Annotated in this window: 6 protein-coding genes; 2 read left to right on the forward strand and 4 right to left on the reverse strand. The window is 50.8% G+C overall.

Translation table 11 applies throughout. The annotated features are described in order from the left end of the window. Positions 1-138 precede the first annotated feature (138 nt). Entirely contained in the window at positions 139-2,634 is a 2,496-nt protein-coding gene (gene hrpB, locus ACSX1A_RS05750; RefSeq protein WP_439882668.1) for an ATP-dependent helicase HrpB, read from the forward strand. Between the two features lie 448 nt (positions 2,635-3,082). Here the strand turns inward: hrpB and ACSX1A_RS05755 are convergent, their stop codons facing one another. Continuing rightward, positions 3,083-3,898 (reverse strand): SDR family NAD(P)-dependent oxidoreductase, encoded by an 816-nt coding sequence (locus tag ACSX1A_RS05755; RefSeq protein WP_439882669.1) that lies wholly within the window; start codon positions 3,896-3,898, stop codon positions 3,083-3,085. A 674-nt stretch (positions 3,899-4,572) separates the two neighbouring features. Here ACSX1A_RS05755 and ACSX1A_RS05760 point away from each other — a divergent pair. Next, a complete protein-coding gene (locus tag ACSX1A_RS05760) occupies positions 4,573-4,707 on the forward strand; it encodes a hypothetical protein (RefSeq protein WP_439882670.1) in 135 nt (44 codons plus the stop codon). A 26-nt stretch (positions 4,708-4,733) separates the two neighbouring features. Here ACSX1A_RS05760 and ACSX1A_RS05765 read toward each other — a convergent pair whose 3' ends face one another. The 3 genes from ACSX1A_RS05765 to ACSX1A_RS05775 all read right to left on the reverse strand — a co-directional run bounded on the left by ACSX1A_RS05765 (position 4,734) and on the right by ACSX1A_RS05775 (position 14,318). After that, positions 4,734-5,870, reverse strand: a complete 1,137-nt coding sequence (locus tag ACSX1A_RS05765) for an MFS transporter (protein WP_439882671.1) — start codon at positions 5,868-5,870, stop codon at positions 4,734-4,736. A 231-nt stretch (positions 5,871-6,101) separates the two neighbouring features. Beyond that, positions 6,102-12,437, reverse strand: coding sequence for an InlB B-repeat-containing protein (locus ACSX1A_RS05770; protein WP_439882672.1), 6,336 nt, complete (start codon positions 12,435-12,437; stop codon positions 6,102-6,104). 426 nt (positions 12,438-12,863) lie between these two features. After that, positions 12,864-14,318, reverse strand: a complete 1,455-nt coding sequence (locus ACSX1A_RS05775) for an alanine/glycine:cation symporter family protein (RefSeq protein WP_439882673.1) — start codon at positions 14,316-14,318, stop codon at positions 12,864-12,866. Positions 14,319-14,703 lie beyond the last annotated feature (385 nt).

A 14,703-nucleotide genomic window follows, 5' to 3' on the forward strand; every position in this document is an offset into this window, starting at 1 on the left:
TAAACAAAACGTTCAATAATATTGCTATTATCTAATATATCAAAATAAATGTATTGGACTTAGGCATATAATATCTTTAAGTCCCCATCATAAAGTTTTATCTAATAAGATAAGCATGAGAAACTATTGCTTATCTTAATGCACAAATATAGACTTTTTAAAACTACTACTTACATTTTAGTACTCTTGCCCTTCAACCCATTTACCATAGACTTACCCGTTCGGGAAATTATACCAGCTGTCAGAGAACATCTGTCAGCGCAGAACACGCTGATCGTAAACGCCCCTCCGGGAGCCGGTAAAAGTACCTTGCTGCCGCTGGCTATACTTGACGAGCCATGGCTCAAAGATCAGAAGATCATCATGCTGGAGCCCCGGCGCCTGGCGGCCAAAACCATTGCCGAGCGCCTGGCGCAGCTGTTGGGTGAGGAGGTAGGCCAGACCGTCGGTTACCGCATCCGTTTCGAGACGCGCATCTCCGAGCGCACCCGCATCGAGGTCGTTACCGAAGGCATCCTCACCCGCATGATCCACAGCGACCGCTCGCTGTCGGGCATCGGCATCGTGATCTTCGACGAGTTTCATGAGCGTAGCATCCACGCCGATGTGGCCATGGCCCTGAGCCGGGAGGCGCAGCACGCCCTTCGCCCGGACCTGCGCATCATGGTGATGTCGGCCACCTTGGATATGCCCCAGCTTACCAAACTGCTGCAGGCCCCGGTGGCGCAAAGTATGGGGCGGCAATACCCCATCGAAACCTTTTACACCGGCGACGCCGACGACCGCATGCTGCCCGAAATGACGGCCAAGGTAGTGCAGCAAGCCGCCAAGGAGCAGGAAGGGGATATTCTCGTGTTTCTGCCCGGCGAAAACGACATCCGGAAAGTAGAAGAACTGCTCCGCAGGCAGCTGCGCGATTTTAAGATACACCCGCTGTTCGGTATGCTGCCCTTCGGCAAGCAATACGCCGCTATCATGCCCGACCGCCAGGGCAAACGCAAAATAGTGCTGGCTACAAGTATAGCCGAGACCAGCTTAACCATAGAAGGTATTTCGGTGGTGGTGGATACGGGCTTCGGCAAAACCTCCCGCTTCGATCCGAAGTCCGGTTTGTCGCGGCTCGAAACCGTGCGCATCTCCAAAGACGCCGCCGACCAGCGTGCCGGAAGGGCAGGGCGTTTGGGTCCGGGTACGGCCTATCGCATGTGGAGCAAGACCACGCAGGAGCGCATGGCCCCGCACCGCACTCCCGAGATCATGGAAGCCGACCTGGCCAACCTGGTGCTGGACATGGCGCAATGGGGCATTATGGATATCCGTGGCCTTACCTGGCTGAACCCGCCGCCGCGCGCCGCCCTGCAATACGCCACCGACATGCTGCACCAGCTGCAGGCGCTGGAGAACGGCCGCATTACCGAGCACGGCAAGAAGATGCACGCGCTGCCATGCCACCCGCGCATTGCGCACATGCTGCTCAAAGCCGAGGAAACGGACCAGGTGGCGCTGGCAAGCGATATTGCCGCCATCCTGGAAGAGCGCGACCCGCTGGACCGCAACGCCGGCATCGACATTAATTTAAGAATAGAAGCCCTCAGAAGGTATAGAAAAGAGCAGGGGCAGGGCAAGCGTTTCGGTAAGATCGAGAAGATCGCCCGCTCGTACCGCTCCATGTTTGAGCTGCAGCCGGATAACAGCACTTTTGACGAGTATGAAACGGGTGTGCTGCTGACGCATTGCTACCCGGAGCGCATCGCCTATGCACGGCCCGGCAACAACGCGCAGTTCCAGCTGGCAAGCGGGCAGTATGCGTCTGCCGGTCACCGCGACGACCTGGCGCACGAGCCCTGGCTGGCCATCGCGCACCTGCACGCCGGCACCGGCGACAACCCAGGCCGCATTTTCCTGGCTTCGCCGCTTAACCCCCGCGACCTGGCCCCGCTCGTAAAGCAGCAGGAAGTATACCACTGGGACGTGAACGACGGTGAACTGACCGCCTCGATGGATACGCGAATCGGAAGCATCGTGCTGCAAAGCAAGCCGCTGCCACCACCCGACGAGAAGCACCGCTTACCTGCTATGTCGGCAGCCATAAAAGTAGAAGGCGAGCACCTGCTGGACTTTAACCACGAGCTAACGCAATGGCAGAACCGTGTGTTGAGCCTGCGCAAATGGCGCCCTTCCGAGTTCTGGCCCGACGTAAGCACCAGTACTTTGCTCATGACCAACATGGACTGGCTAAAGCCATACTTGTACGACATTGAGCACCCCGACGACCTGATGAAGCTGGACCTTCAGCCGATACTGGAAGCCAAATACCTGAACGAGGAGCAGCGTGCAAGGCTGGAAGTATTAGCCCCGGCAAGTATAACTCTGCCGGATGGCTCAAGTATAGAACTGGAGTATAAACCTAACGGAGAGCAACCCAAGCTGGAGATTCGTCTGCAGGACGTGCTGGCATGGGAGGAGAGTCCGACCGTAGATAATGGGGAGATGACCGTGGAGCTGGCCTTGCTTTCGCCGGAGCTGAAGCCGATCACCACTGTATCAGACCTGGCCAGTTTCTGGAAAGGCAATTACCGTGTGATCAAACGGCAGCTGGAAGTGGTGTTTCCGGAGGTGGAATGGGAGCGGTGACATCCCCCAACCCCTCGTAAGATTTAAAATGCTTCAAGTCTGTGACTTGGAGCTGTATTAGGGCCAGTTTCTAACTGGCGTAGGTTATCTGACAGGCACAAGGCCAGTTACAAACTGGCCCCATTTGTACTCCAAGTCACAGACTTGAAGTATGTAGTTTTGGTGCTGTTAATATTAGGTTTGTGTCCTGGTCATAGCCCTAAAACAGGGGGGAGTTTTTTAATCCTCACAACGTGTGTAGCTCCTGCGAGCGTCTGGGGTGGTTAAGCTGTTGCTTCGTAGCCCAGACGCTCGCGGGTCTTGAAGACGCCGCGAGGTCTTTAGCTTCATACTTGATTTTAAGGTTCTTTAAGAGAGTTTCTGCTAATGAGCTTCTGCCTCTAGCTTGCTAAGTGGCCGGGAATGTCTGGATGAAATTCTGCTAACATTTTGTACTTGAAGCTTCCTTTTACCCGAAAGCAGTTTCCACGGCTCCGCAATCTACACGGTAGTTGCTGCCGTTCACGTAGCTGGCCCGTTCCGAGCAAAGCATCGCGATCACGAAGGCAACTTCCTCTGCTTTGCCACGGCGGTCCACGGCAATATGTGGTCGCTTGTTCTGCAGGAACCACTCCACGGCCTCATCTACCGTTTCACCGCGTTTCTCAGCCAGTTCTTCCATCATGGCGTCCGTCATGGGGGTGGCAATATACGCCGGAGACACCGTGTTTATCAGTAGTCCCTCTTTAGAATAGGCCCGCGACAGGCATTTGGCCAGGTTCACGATACCGGCTTTGCAGGCATTATAAGGGCTTTCGGTTTCGTAAGGCTGCAGCGCGTTTTCTGAGGAGATAAGCACAATGCGTCCCCATCCTTTGTCCTGCATCTGCGGAATAAAGGCACGACACACACGCACGGCACCCATCAGGTCGATGTCAATGGTCTCGTACCAGTCTTCGTCGCTCAGCGTCAGGAAATCGCCGGCAGCGCCCCGTGCTCCTGCGCAGTGCACCAGCATGTCGGCCCCTCCGAATTTTTCCTTCACCTGCTTCGCCAATTCCTGAACATCATCATTGTTGGTCAGGTCTGCCGTAATGCCAGTAACCTGTGCGCCGTCTTTCGCTTCTTTCTGAACTTCCGCTATTGCCTCTTTTAACTCCTGCTGTGTTTTATCAGACAGTACTATATGTACTCCTTCAGCTGCCAGTAGCTTGGCAGTCGCTTTTCCGATGCCGGAGTCACCCCCGGTAATAACAGCCGTGTGGCCTTTTATTCCTAGATCCATAGTTTTACAAGTTGTTGCTTACAAGAACGTACACCATCCGGAGCCATTTAGTTGACAACAAGTATAGAATGGATCTGTTTTGCCTGGTGCGAGACACAAGAGGGAAAGGCCGGTTCTACTGTTTCTTATCAGAATCAGGATTTGCATGATAAGAGGATGGTCAGGATTTACTGCAGTGCTGAATCCAAGCACCCCCTGGAAATTCTCTTGTCTTCGTTCATACCTACCCGCTTTATAGAAGCTTCTTTTTCTCTTAGCTAGCTTTCGCCTTGCCGGCGGGGCCTTACTTTTCTCCTTGATGAGAAAAGTAAGCAAAAGAATCAAGACGATTTTGAACTCGCTGAACGCTCAGACAAAAAATCGTCGTCAATGCACATGGCCACAGCTTTTGCTAGGTGAGGGGTTTCTACTACTGCTGTGGCTCAGGTCGGTGTTGGCAAAGCTGTGGGTATGAACCCACCCCTAACCCCTCCGAGGAGGGGAATTCTCCTTGTTTTATAGCGGAGGCAACAACAATAGCAATAGCTATCGAACTGATCCCAGTCCTCGAGTTGAGCGCCTTGTGCATGTTGCGGTGCCCGTAGGGCAGCCGAAGCAGAGCGGAGGCAGCTTCAGGCACACAGCGCGATGCCCGAGGACGTGCCCTCGCGGGCTAGAGCGCACCAAAGCATGAGATGAAAAAGGACAAACCTAAGACTGAGGATGCAGCCGCAGCTAACAAGGATAGCAGAAATAGTAATAATCCAGTGGCAGCTAGAAAAAACAGCAGAATTAGTAAAAATGCAGCAGAAGCTAACAAGAAAAGCTAATTACTAACCAAACCCATTACATTCCCTTACTGCTCTATCCTGAAAAACATCTTAGACACCGGAATAAGCATGATACCCGCAAATGCGAAAAGTATAAACGACACCTTCAGGTTAAAAGCATGCGCCAGGTACCCGATCAGCGGCGGCCCGATCAGCATACCGATGATGCCATAGGTAACAATGATGGAAAGCGTAACGCCGGGGGAGTATTTAGTGGAAGAACCTGCCAGTGTATACGTCATGGGTATAACCGACGCCGTTCCGAATCCGACAAACGAAAAGCCGATCATTGCGGGCCAGAAGCTGGGGAAAACGATGGCCAGAGTGATGCCGGTAAAGATAAGTATGGAGCTTAAAATATAGGTTCTGGCCATCCCGATCTTGTCGATGATGCGGTCAGAGATAAACCTTGAAAGCGCCATGAACGACATGAAAATGAGATAGCCGGACGTAAATACATCCTCCTTTATCACCTGCTGGAAATAGATGCCACTCCAGTCGAACATGCCACCCTCGCACACCGCTGCAAAGAATACCAGCAAACCTAAGTATACAATGGCCGGGTCCGGTTTCTTAAGCGACAATTTATTGCCCGACGTGGAGCGGTCGTTGCGCAGCAGGTACTGTGTTGTGATCAGGGTTGCGATAAACGAAAATACCGATACCGAGAGTAAGTGCGGTACAATAGAGATATTCAGGGAAATCAGCAAGGTTGTCACGCCTACGCCAACAATACCGCCTAAACTCCAGAGCCCGTGAAACGAGCCGTTTATCTTCCGCTCAAACTGTTTCTGTAAGGTGATCGCCTGCGTATTAACAGCGATATTGAAGATGCGCATACTTAAGGCAAACAGGAAAAGCGCAATGACCAGCGAAACAGGAGAATCTGCCAAACCGATCAAAGAAAGCGATATGGCATTCAGCAAAAAGGCCGAAGTAAGCGGTATCCGGCTGTCGAACCTGGTTACAAGCCACCCGGATAAAGGCAACCCGATCAGGGAGCTTATGGGCATGGTGAGCAGGATAGTGCCAAGTTCGGCTTCGTTCAGCTTCAAGGCACCTGTGATGGTCGGTATGCGGGATGTCCAGCTGGCAAAATTAAAACCTGCCAGAAAAAAGAATACACTTAGCGAAAGCCGCTGTTTGTTCATTGTAGGTGCCATAAGCGTAATAAAGCTGCAAAGATGCAGTATTTTCCGTTGAATATGTACATACATCTTTCGATGCTAAACAGCGTTCTGCTGGAATAGGATCCGTCTTACACCGGAAAATGCAAAGGCCTTTAAATTTAGAAGCCAGAACCTGGGCATAGGCGAAAAATAAAAAGGACCACAGGAAAACATGCTCCAGCGGCCCTTTTCTAATTCTTTATAAAAAGTATCTAACAATCAGCTTTACTCTATCACCAGCTTCGTTTGCGACGTACCGGATTCAGATGAGGCCCGGATAATGTAGACACCTCTGCTCAGTTGCTTGCCTGTGTCAATTTCAGTCGCAGCTTCTCCCTGATCGTTTGTCTGCGTAGTTGTCTCATACATCAACTGACCGGTGGTGCTGTAAACTGAGATTTTTACCAGCTCATGATGGCCGAAATTTTCGAGAACGGCATTCCCTTTCTCTTTTGTATTTGGGTTCGGATAGACCCTGATACGCATGGCATTTCCGTCTTCCCCGTTTCCGGAAGCCAGTCCTGTAATAATACTGGCTGCAACTGTGGCACCGTTGGCCGGCACAATTTCAATGGCACTTATGATCGGAGCATCCACCCAATAGGTAAAGTCGATCGTTACGTTTCCATCTATGATAGTTGCCGGAATTGGCTGCACCACCAGCTTGTTTGCCTGCCCTGCTGCCAGGAAAATATCAAACCGCTGAAGTTCCTTTTTACCGCTTTCAATGTTGACATCAAACTCCCGCTGCCCGGCCGCTGTCTTTTCAGTTTCAACAAAGTATAGCTTTACCAGGTACTCACCGTTGTTAACCGGAATGTTGTAACTAAACGCAAGGGCATTTTTCTTTGGATTCCGATCAAGCGTGTTAGTCCAGGCAGTTTCCAGTATCTCTTTATCAATGTATGGTGGAATAGGGTCCAGGGTAGGGATGGTCTTAAAATACGGGTTGCCGCCAGACACAAAGCCGCTACAGTTGGCGGTTGTCTCACAGTTCGTCCATGCTACGCCAGCAACAGTTTTGGCCACACCACCGGCGTTGATCCGGACCGTACTTGGTGGTACTACCACGGCAGTGAAGTTTGCCGTAACATTTTTATCAACATCCATAGTAAGCAGCAGCGGATTTTGATTACCGGAAACATCGCCGCCCCAGCCGCTGAATTCATAACCAGAAGCCGGGCTTGCGCTCAGCGACACCTCTGTTCCGGGTGTGTAGCTCGTCATGTCCGGCGTTTTTGTAACCGTTCCTTGGCCATTGGTAGTCACTGTGATCGTGTAGCTGTTCTGCTGAACTGCTGTAAAACCGGCGCTGATGGTTTTGTCCGAATTCATTGTCAGGGTTATCGGGTTGGCTGTACCTGAAGCATCGCCATTCCAACCGCTAAAGGTATATCCTGCAGCAGGGGTAGCAGTTATGGTAACGGTCTCGCCGGCAGCATAGCTTGCCTTTTGCGGGTCAACGGTCACAGCTCCTTCTGTACCTGCCGTAGCTGTCAGGGTAAAGGTTTGCTGGGCTATAAAGTTCGCCGTAACTGTTTTATTAGCGTCCATCGTGAGCACCAGCGGGTTGTCAGTGCCCGAGGCGCTGCCTCCCCAGCCGGCAAAGCTGTAGCCGGAAGCAGGCGAAGCTGTGAGGGTAACCTGGGTACCGGCAACATAACTTTCCTGGTCAGGATTGCGGGCCACAGTACCGTTTCCGGTTGTGCTAATGGCCAGGGTATAACTGGTGGAGCTGGCAGGTTGTAAGATCTCTATGGCTGAGATGATGGCGTTATCTTTTAAGGAGGTCAAGTTGATGTTCAGGACTCCATCCTGCACGCCCACGCCTTCAAACGTTTTTACGACAGCGGTTGCTGCCCCAGCCAGGGCATAAATGTCGAAATTGCTCAGCACCTGCTGGTTTTCCATCGCCACATTAAACACACGCTTACCTGAACCTCCTGCTCTGCCGCCTGGCGCACCAAAGTATGGCTCTACAAAATGCAGTTTTACGGTGTAGCTTCCGTTGCTCAGCGGAATGTTATAACTAAATGGCGCACCGGAAGATGCAAAACGGTATGCCAGGTAAAGCGCATCGTCTGTGGTGCCGATCACATCAAAAGATTTGACTGCTGTCACGCCGCCTGTGAAACCTGCATCAGCAGACCAGGTGCGGGACTGGGTATCTGTATACTGGGCACCGCCGGCATTGATCAGCCTGGCAACAGTGGTTGGGGGTGGTGGAGGAGGTGTATTGGTGTCGGAGGCCCGCAAAAGCGTAATGCGCGGCTGCCCGTCCCCGTTACCATCAAAATATTCTGATATGTACAGGTTGCCGTTGCGCACATCTTCGGTTACATCGAGCGGGTTTGCAAAGGGGCGTCGCAGGCCAGGAACATTGCTGCCCTCCGTAGCACGGATAATATCGGGGTTAACGGAGCCAGGTTCCAGTACCATGATGTCGTCGCCACCACTGAAGCGGCACACTAAGATCTTCCCTTTCAGCTTTCCGTTAAATGCGTTGCTCTTATACTCGATCACCCCATTCGGAGACTTATTCAGGCCAAAATCATAGGACCAGCCACGGTAATTTGGTTCAGTGGGTGTGCCTACAGGGTAGCCGTATGTTTTACCGCTGGCTGACCATACTACTTCTCCCGGATCAGTTCCTGCACTCGGATTTCCCCCGTTCAGGATATATTCGTGGCGCAGTACGTTCGGGTGGCCGTAGTAACCTCCTTTTTCAACCCTGAACAGGTAATCGCTTTGTGTGTCGCGCACATCATTCATGGCCGGAATATCAGGTCCGGTATATACCTGGCCATTCGACCATACAGTACCTGACATCAGCGCAGGTGTGTTTCCTCCTGCCGCAGAGCCATTGGCAGGCACATAAAGCTGCCCATTCGTGTGCCACACCAAGTCATAAGCATTCCTGATACCCGTGGCGTAAATGGTGAGCGGGGCATTGGCAGCGGCGGGGTTATAAGTGCCTCCGTCTTCGGTTTTGGCATTGATCGGGAGTGACTGTTGTTGCGCTTTTGCAATATCTAAACGTAAAACAGCCGCAGACAGGAGCCTTTCCGGCCTGTTTCCCCAGGCGCCGTCCGGGGCTCCCATGGCTGTATTGCTGCCCTGCAGGAAATAAAGTGCTCCGTCAGGGCCAAAGTCTATGCCGTTGGTGGCGTGGTCTTTATAAGAGCGCGGCAGGTTGATCACGTAATCTGTTACTTGCGGGTTGTTAGGAGTATTCAGATTGATGCGTGATACTTTTCCGCTCCAGTCCGGTACGTTCGTAAACTCCGGGGAGGAGTGGCTGATCCAGGCCACCAGGTTGCTGGCAGTGGCAGAAGGGTCAAAGCGCATCCCTATCAGTAGTCGCCTGTTTGCCCCGAAAGGGGAGATGGTGATGTGGTTTGCCAGCGTGCCGTCAGTTTTAATATCCCATCGCTCAATTTTACCTCCCGAGGTTGCCGCATACAATTTACCATCTGGCCCGATCACCAGCGTGGTAAAGCCATCGGAACCAAAGTTATTATCCACCAGGATCTGCTCTGTAAAGGCTACACCGGAAAGGTCGGTTGGCGTGTCGCCGGTGGAGCTGACAGTTGTAAAGCGCGAAGTAAAGGGTATCATTTTATAGCCGTTCCCGTCCTGCACAAGGTCGCTTATAAAAAACTCATAGGTAGTATTCAGGTCCAGGGTTGCTGATAACGTGATGGCGTCACCTGCAGCTGTTGCGTTCACTGCCGTACCTGCCACTTCCGTTTTCTGGTTGCCCGATATTTTGAAGAGCTTTACAGAGGTAGTGTTCACGGTGTTCCCGTTCAGCGATTGCCCGCTGGGGTAGGCTACATCCACAGAAACGGACTGGCTAAGGGAAACGCTGATCTCCCCATCGGCGGGGCGTACGGCGGTAACGTAGGGTCGCAGGCTTTCTTCGTAGCTCGCAACTTCAAGTGTGATGAGCAGTTCCGCGGAGGTATAACCAGCCGCTGAGGCGGTGACCGTTGCTGTGTACGTGCCGGCAGCAAGACTTGCGGCATCAACGGTTAGCAGTACTTCGTTGCCTGAAGAGCCAAGGGCAAATTGGGCCGCGTTTGCGCTGGAGAGGGTCTTGCTATTGTAAAGCAGCCAGGCAGGTACAGCAGTTCCCCCTGTTTCTGTAGCCGTTAACTGCACGGTAACCGGGTCTTCGTCAGAATTATTCAGGTTTACTTTCAGCTCTTTCTGCTGGCCAACCGGTACGTTTGCGGTAAGGGAGGTTGGCGTGAACAGGAGCAGGCCCGGAGCCGTGGAAACTGCGCTGAAAGTGGCTGTCACGGTTTTATTCGAATTCATGGTGACCGTCAGCGGGTTGGTGGTTCCTGAGGCATCGCCGCTCCAGCCGGAGAACTCATACCCGCTGGCAGGCGTGGCTGTTAGCGTTACCTGGGAGCCTTTTGCATAACTTGCCTGGTCCGGGCTTTTTACCACTGTGCCGCTTCCGGAAGTGTTTACTGTAAGGGTATAGTTTGTCTGCTGTACCGGGTCTGCCTGCATAATTACAAAATAATTGTTCTCGGCTCCGGCTGCCGGACTTTGATAATTGCCCCCTAACGTAACCGTGCCAGCCGGGAAAGCTTTACTGTATAGCTCCATATAGCTGATTTTGGAGTCATTCACTCCAATTCTTTCCGTCATTTTTTGCCAGCCATTCATCCAGGCGGGGAGGGCAGTTGCCCGTGGGTCATAGGCAATGTAGATCGTGGCGGGCTGGCTAATGCTAAACGTCAACAAGGTGGAGCTGGTGTTAAACTTATCGTCGTTAGCCGTTCTGATATAGGGAGTGCCTACCAGGTTTGCGGGCACCGTACTTACCAGGTAGGTACGGTCAGTATACTCTGGTACTCCTACATCCAAAACACCTGCCTGATAACTCCTGTTAGAGGTAGCTGAAATGTTAGAGATCAACTCTGTCGGCTTGGGCGCCTGGGTAAAGCTGGCTACAATGTTCTTGTCTGTGTCGAGGGTAACGCTAAGCGGGTTTGCTGTTCCCGTCGCGTCGCCGCTCCAGCCGGCAAACTGGTAACCGGCATCCGGTGTGGCTGTTAAGGTTACCGCAGTACCGGCAGGGTAACTAGCCTGATCCGGGTTTTTAGTCACTGTTCCGTTTCCGTTGATGCTAATGGTCAGCGACCTCGTATTGTTCTCTGAAATGAGCTGCAGGTTAACACAGAAACTACTTCCGGCAAAGCTTGGGCTGCCCCCGGTGCCTGTGGCCGTTATGGTAGCGGTATAACTCCCCGGTGCCAGGGTTGAGGCATCTACTGTCGCTTCTATTTCAATGGCAGTTGGTGTGGCTACGCCTGTAGCATTTTTGGTGATCTTCAGCCAGGGTGCACTGGAGCTCAAGCTGTATGGTGTTGTTCCTTCTATCGTGTACAGCAGGTTCTTTATAACTACTTGTTGCGCAGCAGTCATCGTCTTGTTCTCGCAAGGTTCAGTAAAGCCCAGCTTGTAACGTATATTGCGTGTTACCGGGGAAGTATAAGTTGCTATTTTTTCGTTTGTAATGCTTTTTAAGGCTCCGTGCGAGAATACGAACAGGTTGTTGACTATTTTAGAAGAGATGCCATAGTAGTAATTCGGCAATTTGTACTGGCTTAACTCAGCCCATGCGCCAAGACCGTTATTGGCCACCGGGTCCAGTTGAAGGACAGTGTTTTGAGCGGCACCACTAGGACCCTGTCCACCTAAATAATAGATCTTTCCATCCGTAGCAAAGGTGCCGCCTTCTGTATGAGACCGCACCCCGGGCAAGTCGGTTAGTCGGGTCCAGGAATCGGTGATGGGGTTGTAAACGTGGCAGTATGCTTGATCTATTCCACTGCAATCATGCTCAAACTGGCCACCTAGTGCATATATCTTACCACCGAGAACTGCAGTGCTTAAATGATTGCGTGGCACCGGCATCGGGGCAAGCTTGTTCTCCCAGTTTGTATGCTGCGGGTCTGCCATCCACTTGTCAACATCAATTGTTAAGTGGTAGGTACTTTGGTCAGTACACAGTGATGCATCAAATCCCCCGAATACGTGTATCGTACGCCCGATCAGTGCAGCACCGCCTCCGCCTATAGCCACCGGCTGACCTGTGGCCGGATCTGTTAGTTCCGGCCCATCAGACCAGGTATTGTTTGTAATATCATAAATGAGTACCTGGCTCGTAACCGGTCCATCAGCATTTTGCAGTCGCCCTCCCAGGTGCCATACTTTATCGTCTACCACCGTTACTCCCTGGTGGGTCACCTCCTTACCCACCGGGAAGGAAGCAATAAATGTCCAGACGTTTTGAGCCGGATCGTAAACTTCATTCGTTGTTTCGAAAGCAGGATGTTCCCCAAAACCTCCAAAGACATAGATCTTGTTGTTATACAAAATGCTCGGGCATTCTGCTCTTTTCTTCAGGGCATCAGATTTTCTGGTCCATTGCGCATTTCCAATAAATGGCAGTACTATAAGCAGGGCCAGAAGAGCAAGGCGACAAAGGGATTTTAAACACCACTTCTGTGGCGCTTTTGCAAAGTAAATGTGCGTCATAGCTTGTAATTATTTGGGGTACGATTGCAGGTAACCTTACTTAAAAACTTTATTGCTCTGGATGGAGAGCAATAAGGAATAAAACATGAATTATTTATTTAAATATTTGTATTATACGATTCAGGTAGGTGTTTCTTCATTCCTTAAATAAAATAAACAGGCTGTTGGCTAATCTTTTAAATAAGTTAACCATTCTGCATTAAGATCATTAAAACGCTATATTTTGAAAAGGATATGGCAGCTGATCCACAGTTTGTGTCTTGTAAGGTTGAGCTGCTGAACTGCTGGAAGGGGGGAAGGGAAAAAGTAGTAGTATAAAATTTACAAGAGCTGTCCATTATATTAACTACCTGACAGCTAGGCTACAAAAAATAAAAGCAGGAACTTTCGTCCCTGCTTTCTCAAATTATACTTTTAAAGGAGCAGCTATACTACCTGCAGTTTCTTATCTACCTGTTCATCCTGGTTCCATTCATCAGCATTTTCGATACCCAGTTTTTTAGGATCGAAAACAGGATCGATGCCGGCCTTCCGCTGTTGCTGGTAATCTTTGAGGGCCAGCAGGGCAGGCTTACGGAGAAGGATGATGGCAACCACATTTAGCCAGGCCATGATACCAACCCCAATGTCGCCGAGGATCCATGCTGATTCCGCAGTTTTGATAGAGCCATAGAAGGTAGCGGCCAGTATGAGCCCGCGCAGCGCCCAAAGCAACCACTTGTTTCCTTTTGAATTCAGGTAGCTAAGATTGGTTTCAGCAATGTAATAATAAGCCATGATGGTAGTGAAGGCAAACAGGAGAAGCGACAAGGCCACGAAGCCGCTACCCAGGGAAGGGAAGTAGGTGTTTACTGCTTGCTGGGTATATTCAGGACCAAAAGCAACACCAGGCAGGTTCTCGATGATAAAACCGCCCTCCGGGTTCACTACGTTGTACTGGCCTGTAAACAGGATCATGAAAGCAGTGGCCGTACAAACAAACAAGGTGTCAACGTACACAGAGAACGCCTGCACTAGTCCTTGTTTGGCCGGATGACTTACCTCAGCTGCTGCGGCCGCATGAGGGGCAGTACCCTGGCCTGCCTCGTTTGAGTAAATACCGCGTTTCACACCCCAGGAGATCGCCATGCCAAATACGCCTGCAAAAGCTGGTTCAATGTCAAACGCTGAACGGAAGATCAGGCTGATCACAGCAGGTACCTCCGTAATGTTAACGGCGATGATGATCACTGTCATTAAAATATAGGCCCCAGCCATAAAAGGAACTGCTACTTCAGCTACTTTACCGATACGTTTAACACCACCAAATATGATAAGTGCCAGGAAGGCTGCTACAGCAGCGCCTGTTACACCTACAGGTATGTCAAAAGCTGTATTCATACTGGAGGCAATGCTATTGCTTTGCACACCTGGCAGGAACAAGGCCATACTTACAATGGTGGCCACGGCAAACAACACTGCATACCATTTTATACCCAGTCCCTTTTCGATGTAATAGGCAGGACCACCACGATATTCCCCATCTTTTACCTGCTTGTATATCTGGCCCAGTGTGGCTTCCACAAAAGCGGAGGCACTGCCCAGAAATGCGATCACCCACATCCAAAATACGGCACCCGGGCCACCCATGGCAATGGCAGTAGCAACACCGGCAATATTTCCGGTACCCACACGACCTGCTATGGCCACACTAAAAGCCTGAAACGAACTGATACCCTTCTGAGAGGATTCACCTTTAAAAAGCAGCCGAAGCATTTCCCGGATGTAGCGTAATTGCAAAAACCTGGTTACGATCGAGAAATAGATACCCGCCCCAAGGCAAAGTATGATCAGAGCATTGCTCCAGACGATGTCATTTACATAACCGATGATATTTTCCATGTGATGCGTTTAGCAGAGGTTAGAAGTATAGAATCTTTTTGAGCGCTTTTTTAGTAAGCACTGTGGGTAACGTTCGTTTAAATTAATGGAAATTTATTGAAAACACGCCATTTCAGGCTTACGATCACTGAATTTTGCCCTTTAAGATTCCTTTTTTAAATGTTTATCAGCCAAAATAAAGGTAACTTAAGCCATGCCGTTACAGGAATTTAAGGCATTAATTTGTCCGAAATATGTGGCAAGCCTTTTGCATTATAGTAGTTGGTAATGACCGTGGATGGTGGATTAGGCCTTAATTTTTTTATCTTTGCTTTAAGCTACATTCTAATATCAGTTCTCTCTACCAGTAGAGGAACTCCTTAAGTTACCCCTTTTGTACCCTTGA

Source organism: Pontibacter sp. MBLB2868 (assembly GCF_051904785.1).
Classification (GTDB): Bacteria; Bacteroidota; Bacteroidia; order Cytophagales; family Hymenobacteraceae; genus Pontibacter.